Raw genomic sequence first — 23164 nt, forward strand, 5'->3', positions numbered from 1 at the left:
GTGCGCACACTGGAGTCTCGAACGTTACGCTACGTGAGGGTCAAGCGGAAGTTGCAAAGCGCTCGCGCATCGCGCGAGCGCACGCGGCGCGGCTACGGCGACACCGGCGACGACGGTGGCCGTGACGCCGCCGCCGCATCGCGCGCAGGCCGATCGGTCGCGACCGTGTCGACGCGCTCGGTCGGCGGCGTGCCCATCGCCTGGTAGAGGCGCGCGGTATCCGCGAGGCGCGCCCCGGTCGCGCGAATCGCGTCGAGCTGCGCGTTGCGGTATTGCAGTTCGCTCGCGCGCGCCGCCGACGGCGGCAGCGCGCCGAGCCGCACGCGCGCGGCGGCGTCGTCCGATGCGCCGCGCGCGGCGAGCGCCGCCTGCGACGACGCGTCGAGCGCTTGCGCATCGTGTTCGAGCGCCGCGAGCGAATCGGCGACGTTCTGGAAGGCGGCGAGCACGGTCTGCCGGTACTGGTCGACGGCGGCTTCATACGTCGCCTTTGCGGCGCGGCGTTGCGCGAGCAGCGCGCCGCCGTGGAACAGCGGCTGCGTCAGCGACGCGCCGACGCTCCAGATCGCGCCGGCGCCCGACAGCATCGTCGGCCAGTCGAAGCCGCCTTTGCCCATCGAGGCCGACAGCGATAGCTGCGGGAACAGCTGCGCGGTCGCGACGCCGACTTCGGCCGCGGCGGCCTTCAGCGCCGCGTCGGCGGCGCGGATGTCGGGGCGGCTTTGCAGCAGGTCGGACGGCACGACGACGGGCACCTGTTCGGGCAGATGCAGATCGGCGAGCGCGATCCCGGCCGGCGGCCGGTCCGGCGTACGGCCGACCAGCACCGCGAGCGCATGGCGCGCGCTATCGCGCTGCTGGCGCAGCGCGGGCAGGCTCGCGGCGAACGTGTCCGCGCTTTGCCGCGCGCTCAGCGCATCGCTGCGCGCCGCTGCGCCGAGCGCATGGCGGCGCTCGGCGTCGCGCGCCTGATCGTTCGCGAGCGCGACGAGCCGTTCGGTCGTGTCGATCTGCGCGTCGAGCACCGACACGGTGATCGCCGCGGTCACGATGTTCGCGGCGAGTGCGCGCCGCGCGGACTCGAGCTGGAACGCGCTGACGTCGACACGGTTCGCGAGCGACCGGTTCGCGAAGCGCGCGGCGCCGAACAGGTCGATCGTGTAGCTCGCCTGCAGCTGTCCGACGAACGTGTCGTACAGCAGCGTCGGCGCGCCGAGCGCGCGAATCGGCACGCCGAGCGCACGCTGACGCGCCGCCTGGCCGCCCGCATCGATCGACGGCAGCAGCGAACTGCCGATCTGCGCGCGCAACTGCTCGCGCGCGGCATCGAGCGAGTGCGACGCGGCCGCGAGCGTCGGGCTGTTGCGCAGCCCTTCGTCGACGAGCGCGTTCAGCGCGTCGGAACGGTATTGCGTCCACCAGTCGGACACCGGCTGCGCGCCGACTTCGAACTGCTGCGCGATGCCTTGTGCGGCAACGGTCTGCTGCGGCTGCGGCGCCGCGCCGTAATGCGCGGGCGACGGCATCGCGGGCGGTGCGCCGCTCGGCGCGAACGCGCTGCAGCCGGCGAGCGGGCCGGCGACGCTCGCGACGGCGAGCGCGCGCACGACTTTCGTTTTCAGGTTCATCGACGATTCCATGGTCAGGCTCCCGACGGCGCGCCATGCGGCGGCCCGTCCTGCGGGTCGCGCTCGTCGCGCTTCACGCGGAACCACGTCGCGTACAGCGCGGGCAGGTAGAACAGCGTCAGCACGGTTGCGCTCGTGATGCCGCCCATCAGCGCGGTGGCCATCGGCCCGAAGAAGTTCGAGCGCAGCAGCGGAATCAGCGCGAGCACGGCTGCCGCGGCGGTCAGCGTGATGGGCCGGAAGCGCCGCACGGTCGCGCCGACGATCGCATCGAAGCGGCCGTGACCGGCCGCGATGTCCTGCTCGATCTGGTCGACGAGAATCACCGAGTTGCGCATGATGATCCCGAACATCGCGATCACGCCGAGCATCGCGACGAAGCCGAACGGCTGGCCGAACAGCAGCAGCGTGCCCACCACGCCGATCAGCCCGAGCGGCGCGGTCAGCACGACCATCAGCACGCGCGAGAAGCTTTGCAGCTGGATCATCAGCAGCGTGAACACGGCGATCGCCATCAGCGGCATCTGCGCATTGATTGAGGCCTGCGCCTTCGCGCTTTCCTCGACCGAGCCGCCGATCTCGACGCGGTAGCCGACCGGCAGCTGCGCGCGCAGCGCATTCAGCTTGCCGTCGATCGCGTGCGTGACGTCGATGCCTTGCGCGCCCGCGCGCACGTCCGACTGCACGGTGATCGTCGGCTGGCGGTCGCGCTCCCAGATCACGCCGTATTCGAGCGTCGGCGTGAAGCGGCCGAGCGAGCCGAGCGGCACCGCGCCGTTCGGCGTCGGCATCGCGAGGCCGGCGAGCCGGGCCGGATCGACGCGATCGGGCTGCGCCGCGCGCAGGTCGACGGCGATCAGCTTGTCGCGTTCGCGATACTGCGTGACGGTCGTGCCGGACAGCGTCATCGCGAGGAAGCTCGACACGTCCTGCGACGTGACGTTCAGCTCGCGCGCCTTCTTCTGGTCGAGCTCGAAGCGCACCGAGCGTTCGGCGGGCTCGTCCCAGTCGAACTGCACGTTGACCGTGCGCGCATCGCCGCGCATCGTCGCTGCGACCTTGTCGGCGATCGAGCGGACCGTCGCGATGTCGTCGCCGCTTACGCGGAACTGCACGGGGTAGCCGACGGGCGGCCCGTTCTCGAGCCGCGACAGCCGCCAGCGCACGGCCGGGAAACGGTCGCGTAGCGTCGTTTCGAGCCAGCTCGCGAGTTTTTCGCGATCCTCGACCGATTTCGCGGTGATCACGAACTGCGCGAAGTTCGGCAGTTGCAGCTGCTGATCGAGCGGCAGATAGAAACGCGGCGCGCCGCTGCCGACGAAGTTGACCCAGTGGTCGATCTCCGGCCGCTTCGCGATCGCCTGCTCGACGCGCTCGGTCTCGCGCAGCGTCGCCGCGAACGACGCGCCTTCGGGCAGCCGCAGATCGACGAGCAGCTCCGGGCGATCCGAGCTCGGGAAGAACTGCTGCGGCACGAGCGAGAAACCGAGCAGCGACACGACGAACAGCGCGACCGTGATCGCGAGCACGACGAAGCGCCGCTCGATGCACCAGTCGATCCAGCCGCGCAGCCGCCGGTAGAACCGCGTGTCGTAGATCTCGTGCTCGTGATCGTCCGGCAGATGCGCGTCATGCGCGTGCTTCTTGCGCTCGGGCAGCAGGTGATAGCCGAGCAGCGGAATCAGCACGACGGCCGCGAACCACGACGCGATCAGCGCGATCGCCGAAACCTCGAAAATCGAGCGCGTGTATTCGCCGGTGCTCGACTTCGCGAGCGCGATCGGCAGGAAACCCGACACGGTGACGAGCGTGCCGGTCAGCATCGGGAATGCGGTACTCGTGTAGGCGAACGCGGCGGCACGTGCGCGGTTGTAGCCTTGTTCGAGCTTCACGGCCATCATCTCGACGGCGATGATCGCGTCGTCGACGAGCAGCCCGAGCGCGAGCACGAGCGTGCCGAGCGACACCTTGTGCAGCCCGATGTCGAACAGGTACATGAAGAGCGCGGTGACCGCGAGCACGACCGGAATCGAGATCACGACGACCATCCCGGTGCGCAGCCCGAGCGAGACGAGGCTCACGATCAGCACGATCGCGACGGCTTCGGCGACGGCTTCGAGGAAGTCGTCGACCGAGTGCGATACCGCGTGCGGCATGCTCGACACCTCGGTGAGCTTGAGCCCGGCTGGCAGCTGCGCCTGCAGCGCCTTCGACTGCGCGTCGAGCGCCTTGCCGAGCCGGATCACGTCGCCGCCGGGCTGCATCGTCACGCCGATGCCGAGCACCGGCTTGCCGGCGCCCGTGCCCGACGCGGCGGTGCGCATCTGCGTGACGGCCGGGTCGTCGTAGCCGCGCCGCACCGTCGCGAGATCGCCGAGCCGGAACGTGCGGCCGTTGATGCGGATCAGCGTGTCGGCGATCGCGGCGACGTTGTCGAACTGGCCGCTCGGCCGCACGAACACGCGGTCGTCGGTCGTCGTCAGCACGCCGGCGGACGACACGTCGTTCTGCGCATTGATCGCCTGCCCGAGCTGCTGCGGCGAGATGCCGAGCCGCGTGAGCTTCGCGTTGTCGACCTCGATGAAGATGCGCTGGGCCGGATCGCCGAAGTAGTCGACCTTCGCGACGCCCGGCACGCGCAGCAGCACGGTGCGCAGCTGGTCCGCATAGTCGTGCAGCTGCGCGGGGGAGAAGCCGTCGCCTTCGAGCGTCCAGATATTCGTGTAGACGTCGCCGAACTCGTCGTTGAAGAACGGACCCTGCACGCCGGGTGGCAGCGTATAGCCGATATCGCCGACCTTCTTGCGGATCTGGTACCAGGTTTCAGGCACGTCCTTGACCGGCGCGGAATCCTTCATCGTGAAGAAGATCAGCGATTCGCCGGGCCGCGAATAGCTGCGCAGGAAGTCGATCGCCGGCGTTTCCTGCAGCTTGCGGCCGATCCGGTCGGTCACCTGTTCCTGCACCTGGCGCGCGGTCGCGCCCGGCCAGAACGTGCGGATCACCATCACGCGGAACGTGAACGGCGGATCCTCGGATTGTGCGAGCCGCGTGTACGCGAGGATGCCCGCGACCGTCGCGAGCACGATCAGATAGACGACGAGCGCCTGATGGCGCAGCGCCCACGCGGACAGGTTGAAGCGTCCTTCTTCGCGGGCCGCGCTCATGACGCGAAATCCTCGGGATGCAGCGGCGCGATCGCGCGGACCTTCTCGCCCGCGCTGACCGTATGCACGCCCTGCAGCACGACGCGCTCGCCCGGCTGCACGCCGTGCGACACGGTGACCGTGCGCTCGTTGAAGCGCGCGACCTCGACGCGGCGCAGCTCGAGCGTGTCGTCCTTCGCGCGCACGATCCAGACGGCCGGATGCGGACCGTCGTGGAACAGCGCGGTCGCCGGCAGCGTGACCGGTTGCGCGTCGGCGGCGCGCGGCGCGCCGTCGAACGCGACGTTCGCGGTCATCCCGAGACGGACCGCAGCCGCGTCCGGCACGGCGAGCGTGAGCCGCATCCGATACGTCCGGCTTTGCGGATCGGCGGCCGGCGCGATCTCGCGCACCTTCGCCGCGAACGTGCGGCCGGGCAGCGACGGCAGCGTGACGGTCGCCGGATGGCCGGGCGACAGCGCCGCGAGCGCCGTTTCCGGTACGTCGACGACCACGTCGACGTCGCCGGCCCATGCGAGCTGATAGACGGGCTGGCCGGCCGACACGTTCTGCCCGGTGTCGGCCTGCTCGGCGGTGATGTAGCCCGCATGATCGGCGACGAGCGTCGCGTAGCGCAGCTGATTCTTCGCGAGCGCGAGCTGCTGCTGCGCCTGATCGCGCTGCGCGAGCGCGGTCGTGTAGCTGTCCTCGGTCTGCTCGAGCTGCGCGGTCGCGATCAGGTTCTCGCGCGCCTGCGCGCGGTCGCGGTCGAGCTGCTGTTTGGCGAACGCGAGCCGGTGCGAGGCGGCGTCGAGCTGCGCCTGCGCGCTCGCCGCGTTTTTCTCGACGTCGGACGGATCGAGCAGCGCGACGACCTGGCCGGCCTTCACCGTATCGCCGAGCCGCACCTTGCGCTCGACGATCTTGCCCGCGATGCGGAACGACAGCGGCGTCGCGTAACGCGGCTGGATTTCGCCGGGCAGCGTGAAGGCGGACGCGGCGGCATCCGCGCGCGCGGGCAGCGCAACGACCGGGCGCGGCGCCGGCGGCGCGGATTCCTTCGGATGACAGGCGGCGAGAACGAGTGCGGCGCCGATCAGCAGCGCGGCACGGGAACCGGAGCGATTCACGAAACCCCCAAGGGACGAGAGCGAAAGAGGTCGGCAAGCGCGGCGGCGCCTGCCCCGAAGGGGCCGCGCGAGCGCGACGCCCGGACAGCACGATCGGATACTGCGGCGGATTCTAATACACCTCTGTATCCGAATGCAAAGATGAATCTGAAAGGGGAATGGTGCTAGACTGCGCGCCATGAAACCACAGCGCTTAACTCGCGAGCAGAGCAGGGATCAGACGCGCGAACGTCTGCTGAATGCCGCGCATCGGATTTTTCTGAAGAAAGGCTACGTCGCCGCGAGCGTCGAGGACATCGCGGCAGCTGCGGGCTATACGCGCGGCGCGTTCTATTCGAACTTCCGCAGCAAGTCGGAATTGCTGCTCGAGCTGCTGGAGCGCGATCACGCGTCGGTGCAGGCCGATTTCGAGGCGATCTTCGAGGAGGGCGGGCCGCGCGAGCAGATGGAGTCGATGGCGCTCGCCTATTACCGGAAGCTGTTTCGCGACGACGAGTATTCGCTGCTATGGGTCGAGGCGAAGCTGCAGGCGGCGCGCGACGCGAAATTCCGCGTGCGCTTCAACCAGTTCCTGCACGGCAAGCGCGTGCAGATGGCCGAATTCATCCGCCGCTTCGCGGATCGCGCGGGCACGCCGCTGCTGCTGCCGGCCGAAACGCTCGCGTTCGGGCTGATGTCTCTGTGCGACGGCGTGCAGTCGTATTACACGGCCGATCCGCAGCACGTGTCGGCCGAGGCCGCCGAATCGGTGCTGGCCGGCTTCTTCGCGCGCGTCGTGCTGGGGCGCGCGCCCGACTGACGGCGGCGCGGCGGCTCAGCGCTCGCCCGTCATGCGCCGATACGCGTCGAGCAGCGAGGTCTTGTACACGACGCCCGCGAGCGTCGGCTCGGCTTCGCTCTCGATCACCGGCAGACGTTCGCCCTTGAACGCCATGAAGCGTTCGAGCGCGGTCGCGAGCGGCATGTCGGGCGTGAGCAGCGGAAACGGCGTGTGCACATAGTGCGCGGCCGTCTTGTCGGTCGTGTCGCGCTTGTCGAGCAGGTCGGACGTGATGTCCTTCAGCGCGACCGCGCCGCGAAAGCGCCCGGCGTCGTCGGTCACGTACAGATACTTCACCGGATATTCGAGAAACACGCGCGTCATGTCGGCGACGCTCGCCGTGAGCGGCACGACCGTCTGCGCGGGTTGGATCAGCTCGCGCATCTGCGTGGTGCGCAGCCGCATCCGCTCGGCCGCGTCCTGATGATGGCGCAGCGTGATCTCGTACATCGACGTCGTGCCGGTCGCGCGCGCGACGAAGTACGCGAACACGCACGACACCATCAGCGGCAGCACGACCTGATAGCTGAGCGTCATCTCGAAGATCATCAGGATCGCCATCAGCGGCGCCTGTGTCGCGCCCGCCATGAACGCGCCCATCCCGACGATCGCATAGGCGAAGTACGCGGACGTATGCCCCGGCCACAGCGCGTTCATCGCGAGCCCGAACAGCGAACCGAATACCGCGCCGACGAACAGCGTCGGCGTAAACACGCCGCCGATCGCGCCCGAGCCCGTCGTCGCGGCGGTCGCGAGCACCTTGAATACGAGCACCGCGACGAGCGCCTGCCAGGTCCACGGCGAATGCAGGATGTTGTTCACGACGCTGTAGCCGTTGCCCCATACATCCGGAATCCACACCGAGATCACGCCGACCACGAGCCCGCCGAGCGCGAGCCGCACCGGCAGCGGCACGGGCAGCCGCTTGAACTGGTTCTTCGACGCGTCGAGCAGATGCAGGAACTGCGGCGCGAGCACGCCGCACAGCGCGCCGAGCACGACGAACAGCAGCACCTCGGGGCCCGTGACGGCCGGAAACACCGGCATCTCGTACGGCGGCCGATAGCCGGCGAACTCGCGCATCACGATGTTCGCGACGACCGATGCGACGACCATCGGCCCGAAGCTTTCCATCGCGATCGTGCCGAGCACGATTTCGGAGACGAAGAACGCGCCGGCGATCGGCGCGTTGTACGCGGACGTGATGCCGGCGGCCGCGCCGCACGCGACGAGCAGCCGCAGGCGCGGCGGATCGAAATGCGCGAAGCGGCCGACGAGCGACGCGGCGAGCGCCGCGAGCTGTACCATCGGCCCTTCGCGGCCGATCGAGCCGCCGCTGCCGATCGTCAGCAGCGACGACAGGCTGCGCCACAGGCTCTGCCGCACGGGCACGATGCCGTTGCCGAGCGCGACGGCTTCCATATAGTCGGTCTTGCCGGACTTGCGTTCGCCGCGCGTCGCGAGCAGCAGCACGCCGCCCGCGAGCAGGCCGCCGGCGGCCGGCAGCCAGAAGCGCACGTACCACGGCAGGCTGCGCGCCATCTGCACGAAGCTGCCGCTGCGCCCGGCGATCAGATGCTGCATCAGGTCGATCCCTTCGCGAAACGCGATGGTCGCGAACGCGCCGCCGACGCCGACGATCGCCGACCAGATCAGCATCGTGTGGGCATCCGACAGGCGGAACAGCGTCTGTGCGCGGGTGCGCAGCTTCAGCAGGAACGAGAGCACGGCTGACAGGGGGCGATGGAAAACGACGCGAAGCATAGCACTGCGCCGCGCCCGCGGGAGATCCCCGTCGGGCGCGGCGCGCGAAGCGGTGCGGACGTGCGGCTCAGCCAAGCCAGTGCTGCACGGCCCACGTGATGCCGTAGCCGCCGACGATCAACCAGACGTACAGGATCAGCCCGGTGGTCAGCGCGCGCGGGCCGGCCTGGCGGATCTGCGCGACGCGCGTCTCGATCCCGAGCGCCGTCATCGCCATCGTCAGCGCGAACGTATCGAGCACGTTCAGCGTATGCGTGACGTCCGCCGGCAGCACGTTCAGCGAGTTGACGATCACGAAGGCGAGGAAGCCGAGCGCGAACCAGGGCACCGCGACCTTGCGCTTGCCTTGCGCGCCGCCGGCTGCCGTTTGCGCCGAGCGCGCGAGCCACCAGCCGAGCATAAGCAGCACGGGCACGAGCAGCATCACGCGCGTCATCTTGACGATCGTCGCGACGTGCGCGACCTGCGGGCTGATGTCGCTCGCGGCGCCGACCACCTGCGCGACCTCGTGGATCGTGCCGCCGAAGAACAGCCCGAGCCCGGCCGGATCGAGATTCAGCAGCCCGGCGTGATAGGCGATTGGATACAGGAACATCGACAGCGTGCCGAACAGCACGACGCTGCCGACCGCCATCGCGCTTTGATGGGGCTTCGACTGCAGCGTCGATTCGAACGCGAGCACCGCGGCCGCGCCGCAGATCGCGCTGCCGGCGGCGGTCAGCAGCGCCGCGTCGCGGTCGAGCTTCATCAGCTTCATGCCGGCCCAGGTGCCGATCGCGAGCGTGCTGACGACGACCAGCACCGATACCGTCAGACCCGGCAGGCCGACCTGCGCGATTTCCTGCAGGCTGACGCGCAGCCCGAAGAACGCGACCGCGATGCGCAGCAGCTTGCGCGCGGAGAAGTTCACGCCGGCCGCCCAGCTCGCCGGCATGCCGTCGCGCAGCGCATTGCCGTACAGCGCGCCGGCGACGATCCCGACGATCAGCGGCGACAGGCCGAGCGCGGCGATCGCGGGCAGTTGCGACAGGCTCGTGACGGCGGCCGCAAACAGTGCGACGAACAGCACGCCGTTCAACTGGCCGCGCATCGACGGCGCGGCGTGGCCGAGAGAGGGAGTCGGGGCAGTGGACATGGGAGGCACCGTGACAGCGTCGTTGCGATGGTCTAATCCTAAATTCGTTATATCGATATGAAAAATTGTGATTTGTGACATAAACTATCCGCCAAACCGATAATTCGACGCCATGACCCCGGATCAACTGATAACGTTCGCCGCCGTCGCCGAGCATCTGAACATCAGCCATGCGGCCGTCGCGCTCCATCTGTCGCAGCCGGCCGTGTCCGGCCAGTTGCGGCTGCTGCAGGAGGAATTCGGCGAGCCGCTGTACCAGCGCGACGGGCGCGGCATCCGGCTCACGCCGGTCGGCGAGCAGCTCGCGCAGTACGCGAAGGCGCAGCGCGACACGTTCGCGCAGGCACGCGCGTTCCGCGACGCGGTGCGCGGCCTCGATGCCGGCACGCTGCGGATCGGCGCGAGCACGACGCCGGCGAGCTATCTGCTGCCGTACCTGATTGCCGCGTTTCAGCCGCGGGCGCCGCGCATCGCGATCCAGACCATGAGCGGCAACACGGCCGACGTCGTCGCCGCGTTGCCGTCGCTCGATATCGCGATGATCGAAGGGCCGCCCGGCGACGCGTTGCCGCCGGGGACCGCGATGCACGTCTGGCACGAGGACGAAATCGTCGCGATCGTGCCGGCCGGCCATCCGCTCGCGGCGCCCGAGTACGACGCCGGCGTGACGCTCAATGCGCTGGCGCCGCATCCGCTCGTGCTGCGCGAGGAGGGCTCGGGCGTGCGGCAGCTCGTCGAGCGCGCGTTCGCACAGTGCGCGGCGCCGATGCGCGTCGCGTTCGAGATCGCCGGCGTCGAAGCGGTGAAGGAGGCCGTGCGCGCGGGCATGGGCGTCGGCTTCGTGTCGGCGATGTCGCTGCGTCATCGCGATGCGGCGCTCGTCATGCGTTCTTTCGCGCCGACGCCGCTCACGCGGCATTTCTCGATTCTGGTGCCGCATGGCAGTGCGCCGTCGCGGGCCGCCGCGCAGTTCCTCGAGATGAGCGTCGCGCATCCGATCGGATAACGGCCACGGCTCCACGCGCCGTGCACCACGTCGGTGCGGCGGCAGGCACGGACGATGCGCGCCGAGACGCGCGCGTCGCGCGGGGCGGGGCGGGCCCGCGGGGCGGCGTGCGGGCCGGCCGCCGACCCTAGGGATTTCCACTATGGTGCATGCCCGAAGCGAAGCGCACCATCCGTCTCAAGCAAATGGAACCGGTTCCAGCGCCGGGGAAAAAGGGCATCATGGCAGACATCGTGATCGTGGCGAGCGCATTCGGAATGGACCGTGTGCGCCAGGCGGGCCACAGTGCATTCGTCGCGGCGGCGGCAGAAGCCGGCGCGGCCGGATTCGAGGTGCGGCGCGAGCTGTTCGCGTCGGACGACGACGCGGCGCCCGGCGCGCTGGCCGCGCTCGGCGAACGGATCGCCGCACACCGGTTGTGGTCGGTCTATTCGACGCCGGCCACGCTGTACACCGACGACGGCGCGCTCGACGCGGCAGCGCTGCGCGACACGCTCGCCGAAGCCGACGCGCTCGGCGCGCGCTTCGTGAAATTCCAGCTGGGCGGCTTTGCCGGCGACGCGCACGCGGCCGACATCGTTGCGCTGTCGCGCGGTGCGCGGGCGCGTGTCGTCGTCGAGAACGGGCAATTGGCGGTCGGCGGCGCGTTCGCGCAATTTCGCGGGCTGTTCGACGCGCTCGCGGCGTGCGGCCTGCCCGATGCGCTCGGCATGACGTTCGACATCGGCAACTGGCAGTGGCCGGGCGAAGCGCCGCTCGCGTGCGCGCACGCGCTCGCGCCGCACGTCGAGTACATCCACTGCAAGGCCGTCGAAGGCGAGGGCGCGCGCCGCTTCGCCGTCGCGCCGGCGCCCGACGATCGGCTCGTGACCGACGTGCTGGCGGCGCTGCCGCCGCAGGCGCCGCGCGGGATCGAGTTTCCATTCGACGCACACGATCCGGCGGCCGACGCACGCCGCCGCGTCGCGTGGCTCGCGGCCGCGTGACGCACCCAGGACACGGAGGATTCACTGATGCAGGCAGCACTCGATATCGTCACCTACGGCGAAGCGATGGCGATGTTCGTCGCCGCGCAGCCGGGCCATCTCGCGCACGCGGCGCAGTTCACGAAGCGCATCGCGGGCGCCGATCTCAACGTCGCGATCGGGCTCGCGCGGCTCGGTTTCCGGGTGGGCTGGATGAGCCGCGTCGGCCACGATTCGTTCGGCCGCTACGTGCTCGACACGCTCGCGCGCGAAGGGATCGACGCGTCGTGCGTGACCGTCGATACGCGCTACCCGACCGGTTTCCAGCTGAAGTCGCGCAATGACGACGGCAGCGATCCGACGGTCGAATATTTCCGCAAGGGCTCGGCGGCGAGCCACCTGTCGTGCGACGACTACGTGGCCGACTACGTGCTCGGCGCGCGCCATCTGCATCTGACCGGCGTCGCGCCGGCGATCTCGGCGAGCTCGTGCGAACTGGCGTTTCACCTCGCGCGCGAGATGCGCGCAGCCGGCAAGTCGATTTCGTTCGACCCGAACCTGCGCCCGACGCTGTGGCCGTCGGCCGAGGCGATGGCGACGACGCTGAACGCGCTCGCGGCGCTCGCCGACTGGGTGCTGCCGGGCCTCGCCGAAGGGCGGCAGCTGACCGGCCGCGACACACCGGCCGACATCGCGCGCTTCTATCTCGACCAGGGCGCGCGCGGCGTCGTCATCAAGCTCGGCCCGCAGGGCGCGTACTATCGCACCGCCGACGGCGACGAGGGCACGGTTGCGGGCGAGCGCGTCGACAATGTCGTCGACACGGTCGGCGCCGGCGACGGCTTCGCGGTCGGCGTCGTCAGCGCGCTGCTGGAGCGCAAGCCGGTCGCGCAGGCGGTCGCGCGCGGCAACCTGATCGGCGCACTCGCGATCCAGGTGATCGGCGATTCGGAAGGGCTGCCGACGCGCGCGGCGCTCGACCGGCTCGAGCGCGAACGGGCCGAGCGAGTAGAGGAAAGCTTCGTCGCGCAATGAGAGGCCGGACACGGCACAATCCGCGAACCGGTTTCGCGCGCGCATCGCGATGCGCGGAGCCGCAGCAACGCATGCAGCAATCACCCCGATCGACGACGCCGACGCAAGCGCTCCGGTCGACACAGGAGACACTCTGATGGCAACCAATCTCGCACCCCGCCGCTGGTGGACGATCATGCCGATCGTCTTCATCACCTACAGCCTCGCCTACCTCGACCGCGCGAACTACGGGTTCGCGGCGGCGGCGGGCATCAACCAGGATCTCGGGATCGGCAAGGGCCTGTCGTCGCTGATCGGCGCGCTGTTCTTCCTCGGCTACTTCTTCTTCCAGATTCCCGGCGCGATCTATGCGGAGCGTCGCAGCGTGAAGAAGCTCGTGTTCGTGAGCCTCGTGCTGTGGGGCGCGTGCGCGGCGCTGACCGGCGTGGTCAGCAACATTCCGTCGCTGATGGTGATCCGCTTCGTGCTCGGCGTGGTCGAGGCGGCCGTGATGCCGGCGATGCTGATCTACATCAGCAACTGGTTCACGAAGAGCGAGCGCTCGCGCGCGAACACGTTCCTGATCCTCGGCAACCCGGTGACCGTGCTCTGGATGTCGGTCGTGTCGGGCTATCTGGTGCACGAATTCGGCTGGCGCCACATGTTCATCGCGGAAGGCGTGCCGGCGATCCTCTGGGCCGTGTGCTGGTGGTTCCTCGTGCAGGACAAGCCCGCGCAGTCGCCGTGGCTGTCCGCGCAGGAAAAGCGCGATCTCGAGACGACGCTCGCGGCCGAGCAGGCCGCGATCAAGCCGGTGCGCAACTACGGCGAAGCGTTCCGTTCGCCGGCCGTGATCAAGCTCTGCGCGCAGTATTTCTGCTGGAGCATCGGCGTGTACGGCTTCGTGCTGTGGCTGCCGTCGATCGTGAAGAACGGCTCGGCGCTCGGGATGGTCGCGACCGGCTGGCTGTCCGCGCTGCCGTATCTCGCGGCGACGATCGCGATGCTCGCCGCATCGTGGGCGTCGGACAAGGTCGGCTCGCGGCGCGGGTTCGTGTGGCCGTTCCTGCTGGTCGGCGCGGCCGCGTTCGCCGCGTCGTTCGCGCTCGGTTCGACGCACTTCTGGATCTCGTACGCGCTGCTCGTCGTGGCGGGCGCCGCGATGTATGCGCCGTACGGCCCGTTCTTCGCGATCGTGCCGGAACTGCTGCCGAAGAACGTCGCCGGCGGCGCGATGGCGCTGATCAACAGCATGGGCGCGCTCGGCTCGTTCGTCGGCTCGTATTTCGTCGGCTATCTGAACGGCGCGACCGGCTCGCCGCTTGCGTCGTATGCGTTCATGAGCGCCGCGCTCGTCGCCGCCGTGATCCTGACGCTGTCCGTCAAACCCCAGCCGCGCGATGCCCATTCGCTCGCGGCGCCGCTGCAAGGAAAATGAAACGATGAAGCCTCGTATCGTCGCGTACAAGCCGCTGCCCGATGACGTCCTCGCGTATCTGCGCGAGCATGCGGACGTCGTGCAGGCCGACGGCGCCGACGCGCTGGCCGATGCGCTCGGCGATGCCGACGGCGCAATCGGCGCGAGCCTGAAGATCACGCCGCAGATGCTCGATCGCGCGCCGCGGCTCAAGGCGTGGTCGACGATTTCGGTCGGCTACGACAACTTCGACGTCGCGGATCTGACGCGGCGCGGCATCGTGCTCGCGCACACGCCCGACGTGCTGACCGAGTCGACCGCCGATACCGTGTTCTCGCTGATCCTGGCCTCCGCGCGGCGCGTCGTCGAACTCGCCGAGTGGGTGAAGGCCGGCCACTGGCATCGCAGCATCGGCCCCGAGCTGTACGGCACCGACGTGCAGGGCAAGACGCTCGGCATCGTCGGGCTGGGGCGCATCGGCGGCGCTGTCGCGCGGCGTGCGGCGCTCGGCTTCCGGATGCAGGTGCTGTACACGAACCGCACCGTGCATCCGGAAGCGGAAACGCAATACGGCGCGCGGCGCGTGACGCTCGACACGCTGCTCGCGGAGTCGGATTTCGTCTGTCTGCAGGTGCCGCTGTCGCCCGAGACGCGCCACCTGATCGGCGCCGCCGAATTCGCGAAGATGAAGCGCAGCGCGATCCTGATCAACGCGTCGCGCGGGCCGGTGGTCGACGAGGCCGCGCTGATCGACGCGCTGCGCGCCGGCACGATCCGCGGCGCGGGGCTCGACGTGTTCGAGAAGGAACCGCTGTCGGCCGATTCGCCGCTGCTGCGGATGAGCAACGTCGTCGCGCTGCCGCACATCGGTTCGGCGACGCACGAGACGCGTCACGCGATGGCGCGCTGCGCGGCGGAAAACCTGGTCGGCGCGCTGGCCGGCACGCTGCGCTCGAACCTCGTCAATCCGGACGCGCTCGCGCCGCGCTAAGGCGCTAAGGCGCTAAGGCGCTAAGGCGCTAAGGCGCTGAGGCGCTAAGGCGCTAAGGCGCTGAGGCGCTGAGGCAGGGCCGCGCCGGGGGCGGCTGGCCGGCCGCGCGCCTGCCGTTAGAATCGACGGTCTTGGTGCCGGCGGGCGGCGTGCGTTATGATCGCCCGCTCGTCGCGCATGCGCGCGGCCGCGCCCGCGACGACGGTCCGTGCGACGCCGCGCGGCACGCCGGTTCCGGTCGGCGTCCGATCGACAGAGGAGTCCGCCAGGTGGCTTTCGTATCCAACAACAATGGTCCGTCCGCCGACGCAGCGGCGCGGATCGCCCGTCGCGAGGCATCACAGTGACCGAATCGCAACTTTCCACGTCCCGTCCGGCGACGATCAGCGACGTCGCGCGCGAGGCCGGCACGGGCAAGACCAGCGTTTCGCGCTATCTGAACGGCGAGACGCACGTGCTGTCGGCCGATCTGCGCCAGCGGATCGAAGCCGCGATCGCGCGGCTCAACTACCGGCCGAACCAGATGGCGCGCGGGCTCAAGCGCGGCCGCAACCGGCTGCTGGGCATGCTCGCGGCCGACCTGACCAATCCGTATACCGTCGAAGTGCTGCAAGGCGTCGAAGCGGCGTGCCACGCGCTCGGCTACATGCCGCTGATCTGCCACGCCGCGAACGAAGTCGAGATGGAGCGCCGTTTTCTGCAGCTGCTGACCACGTATCGCGTCGAAGGGCTGATCGTGAACGCGCTCGGCGCCGAAGAGGAGGTGCTGCGGCCGCTGCGCGGCGGCGGCATTCCGGCCGTGCTCGTCGACCGGACGGTCGAGGGCTTCGAGGCCGACCTGATCGGCCTCGACAATGCAGACGCGATCGAGACGGCGCTCGCGCATCTGATCGAGCGCGGCTTCGACGCGATCCATTTCGTCGTGCAGCCGTTCGAGCACGTCAGCTCGCGGCGGCTGCGCGAAGCCGCGTTCCGTGCGGCGCTCGCCGCGCGCGGCATGCCGGTGTCGCCGACGGTCGTGCTCGATCTCAACGTGCCGCAGGCGGCTGCTGTCGCGCTGGCCGACCTCGATGCGCGAATCGACGATGCCGCGCGGCGCGGCGTGCGCGCCGCGCTGTTCGCGGCAAACGCGCCGGTCGCGCTCGCGATCGCGCGTCATCTGCGCGCCCGATTCGGCGCCGCGTGGCAGTCGAACGCCGCGCTGCTGTCGATCGACGATCCGGAATGGGCCGAGCTGATCGGCATCACGACGATCCGTCAGCCGACCTACGAGATCGGCTACAAGGCGGTCGAGTTCGTGCACGAGCGGATCGACGGCGCGGGCGGCGACGTGCGCGTCGCGATGCTGCCCGGCGAGCTGATCGCGCGCGCGTCGACCGCAAGCTGAGTATCATTCGGGGCACGCGGCGCGTTCGGTGCGCCGCGCCCAACAAGGAACTCCATGACCGTTGCTCCCGTCACGCTGGCCGTGCTGATTGCGGCCACGCTGATCATCGCGCTGCTGCCGCTCGTCCTCTTCCGTTATCTGCGCAAGCCGCTTGCGCTCGACCGCCGCGACACGATCGTCGGCGTCGCGATGTTCGCGCTGTCCGCGATGATCGTCGAACGCGCGTTCCACGCTTTCGTGCTGAGCCGCACGCCGGCCGGCGGCTGGCTCACGCATCCGCTCGCGTTCGTCGCGTACAGTGCGCTCGCGACCGCCGTGTTCGAGGAGCTCGGCCGCTATCTCGGGATGCACTGGCTGAGCCGCCGCTACGGCGCGTCGGCCCGCGACGGGCGCGGGATCGGCTACGGGATCGGGCACGGCGGCGCGCAGGCATGGTTCGTCGGCGTGCTGGTATGGGGGCAGTGGGCGTATCTCGGCTGGCTCGCGAGCCGCGGCCAGCTCGACGCACAGCTTTCGGATCTGCCGCCCGACACCGTGGTGCGGCTGCAGATGATGCTGGCGACGCTGTCGGTACCGACCGTCGTGCTGCTGCTGCTCGAACGCGTTGCCGCCTTTGCGGTGCAGGTCGCGCTGTCGGTATTCGTGTGGCGCGGCGTGCGGGCCGGCCGCGCCGGCGTGCTGCCCGCGGCGATCGTGCTGCACGCGCTCGCGGCCGCGCCCGCGCTGCTGTATCAGGTCAGGATGCTGCCGGCCGCGTGGGCCGAGGCCGCGTACTTCGTGATCGCGGCGCTCCTGACAGCCGCGCTCGTGAAGACGTGCCGCGCGCCGCGCGCGGCGAACTGACCCGTGCGGACGAACGGTTGCGCCACGCCCGCGCCGACGCGCGGCGACAGAGGATGACATGGACGACTATCAGATTGACTGCGCAAGCGCGGAATTCGATGTGCTCGCGCGCGTCATTTGCGATCTCTTTCCGGAACAGACGCGCTTCGTCGAAAGCAGCGATGCGCGTGGACGCTTTCTGTCCGTGCACTGGCTCGCGATGCGTTTCGGCGCGACGCCGAAGCGGATGACGCTCGACGTACGAATCGCACCGGCCGCGCTGGCCCGCTATCTGGCGCTGAAGCCGATGCAGCGCGCGCGCAGCCACGCGGTGCTGCATGCCTATACGGAAGCGATGCTCGGGTCGCTCGAAGAGCGGCATGCGGCGGGCGAGACGGTCGAGCGCGAAGCGGAACTCGCGCTCGACGAAGATTTTGCGTGACGGCGTGAGCGCGATTACGTGACTGCGCGATGATGTGTGGCCCGCGCGTCGCGCGGTCACGCGTCGCGGTAGACCTGCGCGAAGCGCTGCGCCTGTACGACGCCGTAGTCGCCGGGCGCGTATTGCATGACCCAGTCGCCGGCCGCGCCGCGCAGCGTATCGCCGTTTTCCGAGCGCGCGATGGCGAACGGTTCGTCCATCCGGCGTGCGAGCACGACCGTCGGCCGGTTCCGGTATGCGCCCGGTGCGCCGTGCGCGAGCGCCGGATCGGCCGGCACGTACTTCGCGTCGAAGCGCGCGCGCGACACGACCCAGCGGTCGCCGGTCGAGCCCGTGATCAGCGCGTCGCCGGCGACGTAGCGGTTCGGACCTTCGAGGCTCATCAGTTCGCCGGCGGCGTCCGCGAACGCGACGGTGACGGTTTCATCCTTGACGACGCGGCGGGCCTGCGGATCGGTGCGCAGGTCGAGGTGCTTGAGTTCGAGCATGGCGGAAGGGCGGGAAAAGCCGGGAGCTTATCCCGAAATTGACGCGCCGTGTGAGGCGCGTCGACTGCAGGCCCGGTGCGCGGCGCCGCCCGGCCGCAGCGGGCAGGGCTGGCGGCCGCCGCACGGCCGAATTATCAGGGCTGCGCCGGCGCGCTCGCGGCCGGGGCGGCCGCGGCCTTGCCTTCCTTCGCGTTGCCCTTGCGGCGGTGCTCGCCGCCGTGGTGCAGCCAACTGCGGAACGTCGTGTCGGCGAGCGCCTTCTGCTCGGCCGGGAAGCTGTCGTAGAGCGGCGCGAACGCGTCAGCGAGCTTCTTCGCGCCGTCCGCGTTTGCCTGTGCGAGTTCCGCGTACTGCTTCATGTCGTCCACGGCGGACACGTTGCGGCTTTCCATCCGCGCGCGGTAGAGACGGCCCATCGTGTCCCCGTTGTCGCGCATCGTGTCGGCGAACGTCTTCCATTGCGATTCCTGTGCCGGCGTGATCTTCAGCTGATCGTGCAGATACTTGATGCGCTGCTCGATGCGCGCTTCGCGACGTGCGGCGCGCTGCTCCGCGCTCGGCGCGGACGCGGCCGACGTCGTCGCGGCCGAAGCGGACGTTTGCGGCTGCGGCGTCTGCGCGAAGGCGCCGGCGGCAACGAGGAGCGTAGCGAGGGTGAGCGAGATTTTCTTCATGGTTGGCTCTCCGGGTGGTGTCTTGCGAGCGGGCGTGGCGGCCGTTGCCGCGCGCGCCTCTCGCGTCGCCGCTATTAGTAGCACGTTGCCCGCGTCGCGGCAGCGAATGCGACACTTGCTTACATCCGATACGAATCGAAATTGAAAGGTCGGTGCGTGCAGGCGTTCGGGCGCAGCGGCGTTCGCGCTATCATCGCGGCACGTTCCACTTCGCCGGCGCACGGCGCCGCGCACAGTCTCATGCGCCCACCCCGTCTCGACCAGCTCGACGATCTCGATCGGCAACTCGTCGCGTTGCTGCAAGCAAATGCGCGTGCGAGCGTTGCCGATCTCGCGCGGCAGCTCGACGTCGCGCGCACGACCGTCGTCGCGCGCATTGCGCGGCTCGAACGCACGAACGTGATCGCGGGCTACAGCGTGCGGCTCGGCCAGGACGTGCTCGACGCGAGCATCTACGCGTACGTCGGCATCATCCTCACGCCGAAGTTCGGCAAGGACGTGCTGCGCAAGCTCGACCGCATGCCTGAGGTGCAGCTGCTATGCGCGGTGAGCGGCGAATACGACTACGTCGCGTGGCTGCGCGCCGATTCGCCGGAACGGCTCAACGATCTGCTCGACCAGATCGGCACGCTCGAAGGCGTCGAACGCACGACGACGTCGATCATCCTGTCGCGCAAGATCGATCGCGGGACCATCGGCGGCTGAGTGCGCGGTGCGCCGCAAGCCGCGCGTATCGGGCGAGTCGTCGTGCGGTTCGTCGCGTCGCGCGACGCGAATACGCGTCCACTAATTCCGCCTGCGGGATAAGCGTCTCCGTTCAGCATGACGATGCCGATCGAGCGATCGGCGAACCTCATTTGCCGTTCGTGAGGCAATTCGATCGGCGCCCGCCGGACGCGCTCGCGGTTGGCGTTATCTCGGTGCGCGATGTGCAGCGATCGGCGTTTCGATCGCCATCAACTGCCGCTTTTCCTTCGTGATTTCTCTTGCCGGCCGGCGCCTGCGCGTGCGGCGAATCGGCACGTCGCGCGCGCCTGCCGGGCCGCGCGACACGGTCGTTTCGGTGGCGTTTCGTCGTTTCGGCGAAACGTGTAGTCATTGCGTCGAAATTATCGGTCGTTTCGCATCATTCTTCGTCTTGGAACTGATTTTGCGCATCTCTACACTGCGGGTCATGGCTCGACGCCGTCCACAACACCAACCCATCATCAGGAGATAAGCGCATGAAAATCGCCATCGTCGGCGCCGGTTTGATCGGCCACACCATTGCTCACATGCTGCGCGAAACGGGCGACTACGAAGTCGTCGCGTTCGACCGCGACGCAGACGCGCTCGCGAAGCTGTCGCGCGAAGGCATCGCGACGCAGCGGGTCGACTCGGCCGACGCCGCTGCGATCCGCGAAGCCGTGAAGGGCTTCGATGCGCTGATCAACGCGCTGCCGTACTACCTGGCCGTGAACGTGGCGGCCGCCGCGAAGGCCGCAGGCGTCCACTATTTCGACCTGACCGAAGACGTGCGCGCGACGCACGCGATCCGCGAACTCGCCGAAGGCTCGGATCGCGCGTTCATGCCGCAGTGCGGCCTCGCGCCGGGCTTCATCGGCCTGGCCGCGCACGAGCTCGTGAACGGCTTCACCGAGGTGCGCGACGTGAAGATGCGCGTCGGCGCGCTGCCCGAGTATCCCACCAACGCGCTGAAGTACAACCTGACGTGGAGCGTCGACGGGCTGATCAACGAATACTGCCAGCCGTGCGAAGCGATCCGCGACGGTCGCAAGCAGTGGGTGCAGCCGCTCGAAGGCCTCGAGCATTTCTCGCTCGACGGCACCGAATACGAAGCGTTCAATACGTCCGGCGGCCTCGGCACGCTGTGCGAGACGCTGTCGGGCAAGGTCGAATCGCTCGACTACAAGTCGGTCCGCTATCCGGGGCACCGCGATCTCGTGCAGTTCCTGCTCGAGGACCTGCGCCTGTCGAGCGATCGCGACACGCTGAAGTCGATCATGCGCCGCGCGGTGCCGTCGACGAAGCAGGACGTCGTGCTGGTATTCATCACGGTGACGGGCGTGAAGGACGGCCAACTCGTGCAGGACGTGTTCACGCGCAAGATCTTCGCGAAGGAAGTGTGCGGCATGCACATGAGCGCGATCCAGATCACGACCGCCGGCGCGATGTGCGCGGTGCTGGACCTGTTCCGCGAGAAGAAGCTGCCGCAGAGCGGTTTCATCCCGCAAGAGAAGGTGTCGCTGAAGGCGTTCCTCGCGAACCGCTTCGGCAAGCTGTACGACGGCGGCACGATGGAGCGCGTGCACGCGGTTGCCTGATAACGACAAGACCAGACCGAGAGGGCCGGACGACGCCGGGCGTGCAGCTGCACGTCCGGCGTCGTCGTTGCGGCGCAGGGAAGGGCGCGTGCGCGCTTCAGGCCGGCAGCGGCGGGACGATCGTCGCGGCCGGAGCGGGCGGTACGATGCGAACCAGCAGTGCGTCGATGTCCGCGTCGGACGGCGCGGTGTTGTCGAACATCACGATGCCGTCGCATTCGGAGCCGGTCGGCACGAAGCGGCGCTGGCGGTATTCGTCCCAGTGCGCGAGCTTGTATGCGTCGTTCGGGTTGCCGCGCGCGACGATCCGCTCGCGTGCGACTTCTTCGGAGGTATGCACCCAGACGACCGTCAGCGCGACGTCGGGCGCGATGCCGAGCCAGGCGCGATCGAGAATGCGCCGGTCGCGCACCTCGCGCGACAGCGGGCCGACGACGATCGCGCTGATGCCGAGTGCGAGGTTTTCACGTGCGGTATCGAGCAGGCCCTGGTACTCGGGATCGCGCAGATGCTGCAGAAAGAGCGGGCTGTCGCGATCGTTCGGATCGGCGGTGAGCGCGCCCATCGCGGCGGCGCTGTAGCGGCCGTACAGCGTATCCTTGTCGAGCAGGCAGAAGGCCTCGCCGGTCGCGCGCATCAGCGGCCGGATCAGCCGTTTCGCGAGCGTGGTCTTGCCGGTGCCGGCGTGGCCGCAGAAGAACACCAGATGCGTCACGAGCGGCGGCTCCCGGCATGCGAAGCGGGCGCGGCGCGGCGGCCGTCGCGCGAGAATACTTCGGCTTCGAGCCACATTGCGTTGACGATGCCGAAGCCGAGCGCGACGCCGATCCCGAGTATCCACGCGAAATACCACATAGGTCTGCCTCCTTGACGGTTGCGCTGCATGGTCGCGTTCGCCCGGCCGTGCGTACCGGTGCGCGGGCGGCGACGCGCGAGAGTCCGATCATGACCAATATCGGCGCACGGTGCAAGCCGGCCGCGCGCGCGGCAAACCGGTAAACTGACGGGAAAACGGCAACATCATCCGACAACATGCTGATCAACTGCGCTGCATATCAGGACGGCCGCAAGCTCGCCGACATCGAGATCGAGGCCATCAGCGACTACGTATCGAAGCCCGAATGCTTCGTGTGGGTCGCGCTGAAGGACCCGACGCCCGAGGAGCTCGAGCTGATGGGCGAGGAGTTCGGGCTGCACGAGCTTGCGCTCGAGGATGCACGCAAAGGGCATCAGCGGCCGAAGATCGAGGAGTACGGCGATTCGCTGTTCGCCGTGCTGCATACGGTCGAGCTCGACGACGACGGCGAATTCAAGGTCGGCGAACTGAACCTGTTCGTCGGCCCGAACTATGTGCTGTCGATCCGCAACCATACCGAGCAGGATTTCCGCGAAGTGCGCAAGCGTTGCGAGCGCGAGCCCGAGCTGCTGCGCGAAGGGTCGGCGTTCGTGTTCTATGCGCTGATGGATCAGGTCGTCGATCGCTACTTTCCGATTCTCGAGACACTCGGCAACGAGCTCGACGAGCTCGAGGACCGCATCTTCGCGAAGGCGACGACGGCGTCGTCGCGCGCGATCATCGAGGATCTCTATTCGCTGAAGCGCCGGCTCGTGCTGCTGTATCAGCACACCGCGCCGCTGATCGAGCCGCTCGCGAAGCTGACGGGCGGCCGCATTCCGAACGTCTGCAGCGGGATGGTCAACTATTTCCGCGACGTGTACGACCATCTGCAGCGGATCGTGAAGACGATCGAAGGGCGGCGCGAGATGGTCGTGACGGCGATCCAGGTGAATCTCGGGATGATCTCGCTCGCCGAAAACGAGGTGACCAAGCGGCTCGGTTCGTTCGCCGCGCTGTTCGCGATCCCGACGATGATCGCCGGCATTTACGGGATGAACTTCGCGAACATGCCCGAGCTGCACCTGAAATACGGGTTCTACGGCTGCATCGCGGTGATGGTCGCCGCGGATCTCGCGCTGTGGTGGCGCTTCAAACGCGCAGGGTGGCTGTAGC

21 protein-coding genes are annotated in these 23164 nt (G+C 68.9%); 12 read left to right on the plus strand and 9 right to left on the minus strand.

Features of this window, described 5'->3' with window-relative positions; all coding sequences use genetic code 11:
* Positions 1-92: 92 nt before the first annotated feature.
* From BCR55_RS15445 to BCR55_RS15455, 3 genes are read right to left on the minus strand one after another with little or no spacing between them, the layout of a single operon-like run.
* Positions 93-1640: an efflux transporter outer membrane subunit gene (locus BCR55_RS15445; RefSeq protein ID WP_053297219.1), complete on the minus strand. Its 1548-nt coding sequence runs from the start codon at positions 1638-1640 to the stop codon at positions 93-95.
* A gap of 2 nt (positions 1641-1642) precedes the next feature.
* Positions 1643-4795 (minus strand): efflux RND transporter permease subunit, encoded by a 3153-nt coding sequence (locus BCR55_RS15450; protein WP_065494769.1) that lies wholly within the window; start codon positions 4793-4795, stop codon positions 1643-1645.
* Complete coding sequence (locus BCR55_RS15455) at positions 4792-5904, minus strand: efflux RND transporter periplasmic adaptor subunit (RefSeq protein WP_059940954.1); 1113 nt, start codon at positions 5902-5904, stop codon at positions 4792-4794. Before BCR55_RS15455 ends, BCR55_RS15450 begins: the two co-directional genes overlap by 4 nt.
* Positions 5905-6082: 178 nt before the next feature.
* Here BCR55_RS15455 and BCR55_RS15460 point away from each other — a divergent pair, with 178 nt between their 5' ends.
* Complete coding sequence (locus tag BCR55_RS15460) at positions 6083-6703, plus strand: TetR/AcrR family transcriptional regulator (RefSeq protein ID WP_006400005.1); 621 nt, start codon at positions 6083-6085, stop codon at positions 6701-6703.
* A gap of 15 nt (positions 6704-6718) precedes the next feature.
* Here BCR55_RS15460 and BCR55_RS15465 read toward each other — a convergent pair whose 3' ends face one another.
* Together BCR55_RS15465 and BCR55_RS15470 are read right to left on the minus strand one after the other, a co-directional pair.
* The gene (locus BCR55_RS15465; protein WP_006404756.1) at positions 6719-8452 is read right to left on the minus strand and encodes a ClcB-like voltage-gated chloride channel protein; all 1734 of its coding nucleotides are present in this window, start codon (positions 8450-8452) and stop codon (positions 6719-6721) included.
* A gap of 103 nt (positions 8453-8555) precedes the next feature.
* Positions 8556-9623: a YeiH family protein gene (locus BCR55_RS15470; RefSeq protein ID WP_080559059.1), complete on the minus strand. Its 1068-nt coding sequence runs from the start codon at positions 9621-9623 to the stop codon at positions 8556-8558.
* Between the two features lie 112 nt (positions 9624-9735).
* On the opposite strand from BCR55_RS15470, the gene BCR55_RS15475 reads away from it, so the two are divergent.
* The 8 genes from BCR55_RS15475 to BCR55_RS15515 all read left to right on the plus strand — a co-directional run bounded on the left by BCR55_RS15475 (position 9736) and on the right by BCR55_RS15515 (position 17667).
* The gene (locus tag BCR55_RS15475; protein ID WP_053297222.1) at positions 9736-10629 is read left to right on the plus strand and encodes a LysR family transcriptional regulator; all 894 of its coding nucleotides are present in this window, start codon (positions 9736-9738) and stop codon (positions 10627-10629) included.
* 221 nt (positions 10630-10850) lie between these two features.
* Positions 10851-11615: a TIM barrel protein gene (locus BCR55_RS15480; RefSeq protein ID WP_053297223.1), complete on the plus strand. Its 765-nt coding sequence runs from the start codon at positions 10851-10853 to the stop codon at positions 11613-11615.
* Between the two features lie 27 nt (positions 11616-11642).
* Positions 11643-12629, plus strand: a complete 987-nt coding sequence (locus tag BCR55_RS15485) for a sugar kinase (protein WP_053297224.1) — start codon at positions 11643-11645, stop codon at positions 12627-12629.
* A 136-nt stretch (positions 12630-12765) separates the two neighbouring features.
* On the plus strand, positions 12766-14046 hold the full coding sequence (locus BCR55_RS15490) for an MFS transporter (RefSeq protein WP_006400012.1): 1281 nt from the start codon (positions 12766-12768) through the stop codon (positions 14044-14046).
* 4 nt (positions 14047-14050) lie between these two features.
* Positions 14051-15016 (plus strand): NAD(P)-dependent oxidoreductase, encoded by a 966-nt coding sequence (locus BCR55_RS15495; RefSeq protein WP_053297225.1) that lies wholly within the window; start codon positions 14051-14053, stop codon positions 15014-15016.
* A gap of 343 nt (positions 15017-15359) precedes the next feature.
* The gene (locus BCR55_RS15505) at positions 15360-16403 is read left to right on the plus strand and encodes a LacI family DNA-binding transcriptional regulator (RefSeq protein WP_006412037.1); all 1044 of its coding nucleotides are present in this window, start codon (positions 15360-15362) and stop codon (positions 16401-16403) included.
* A gap of 54 nt (positions 16404-16457) precedes the next feature.
* Positions 16458-17246: a YhfC family glutamic-type intramembrane protease gene (locus BCR55_RS15510; RefSeq protein WP_053297226.1), complete on the plus strand. Its 789-nt coding sequence runs from the start codon at positions 16458-16460 to the stop codon at positions 17244-17246.
* Positions 17247-17304: 58 nt separating this feature from the next.
* Positions 17305-17667 carry a DUF3022 domain-containing protein gene (locus tag BCR55_RS15515; protein WP_053297227.1) on the plus strand — a complete coding sequence of 121 codons (363 nt, stop codon included), beginning with the start codon at positions 17305-17307 and terminating at the stop codon, positions 17665-17667.
* A 56-nt stretch (positions 17668-17723) separates the two neighbouring features.
* On the opposite strand, the gene BCR55_RS15520 is transcribed toward BCR55_RS15515, so the two are convergent.
* Together BCR55_RS15520 and BCR55_RS15525 are read right to left on the minus strand one after the other, a co-directional pair.
* Positions 17724-18155 carry a PGDYG domain-containing protein gene (locus BCR55_RS15520; protein ID WP_006400018.1) on the minus strand — a complete coding sequence of 144 codons (432 nt, stop codon included), beginning with the start codon at positions 18153-18155 and terminating at the stop codon, positions 17724-17726.
* A 134-nt stretch (positions 18156-18289) separates the two neighbouring features.
* Positions 18290-18829 carry a Spy/CpxP family protein refolding chaperone gene (locus tag BCR55_RS15525; RefSeq protein WP_006404766.1) on the minus strand — a complete coding sequence of 180 codons (540 nt, stop codon included), beginning with the start codon at positions 18827-18829 and terminating at the stop codon, positions 18290-18292.
* A gap of 240 nt (positions 18830-19069) precedes the next feature.
* Between BCR55_RS15525 and BCR55_RS15530 the strand changes: the two genes are divergently transcribed.
* Together BCR55_RS15530 and BCR55_RS15535 are read left to right on the plus strand one after the other, a co-directional pair.
* A complete protein-coding gene (locus BCR55_RS15530) occupies positions 19070-19534 on the plus strand; it encodes an Lrp/AsnC family transcriptional regulator (RefSeq protein WP_006400020.1) in 465 nt (154 codons plus the stop codon).
* Between the two features lie 518 nt (positions 19535-20052).
* Entirely contained in the window at positions 20053-21153 is a 1101-nt protein-coding gene (locus BCR55_RS15535) for a saccharopine dehydrogenase family protein (protein ID WP_006404771.1), read from the plus strand.
* 97 nt (positions 21154-21250) lie between these two features.
* Here the strand turns inward: BCR55_RS15535 and BCR55_RS15540 are convergent, their stop codons facing one another.
* Positions 21251-21868, minus strand: a complete 618-nt coding sequence (locus BCR55_RS15540) for an ATP-binding protein (RefSeq protein ID WP_006404772.1) — start codon at positions 21866-21868, stop codon at positions 21251-21253.
* The gene (gene cydX, locus BCR55_RS15545; protein WP_006404773.1) at positions 21865-22008 is read right to left on the minus strand and encodes a cytochrome bd-I oxidase subunit CydX; all 144 of its coding nucleotides are present in this window, start codon (positions 22006-22008) and stop codon (positions 21865-21867) included. Before cydX ends, BCR55_RS15540 begins: the two co-directional genes overlap by 4 nt.
* Before the next feature lie 177 nt (positions 22009-22185).
* Here cydX and corA point away from each other — a divergent pair, with 177 nt between their 5' ends.
* The gene (gene corA, locus BCR55_RS15550) at positions 22186-23163 is read left to right on the plus strand and encodes a magnesium/cobalt transporter CorA (RefSeq protein WP_006404775.1); all 978 of its coding nucleotides are present in this window, start codon (positions 22186-22188) and stop codon (positions 23161-23163) included.
* Position 23164: the final 1 nt, after the last annotated feature.

The organism is Burkholderia sp. CCA53, assembly GCF_001685525.1.
In the GTDB taxonomy this organism is placed as follows: domain Bacteria; phylum Pseudomonadota; class Gammaproteobacteria; order Burkholderiales; family Burkholderiaceae; genus Burkholderia; species Burkholderia multivorans.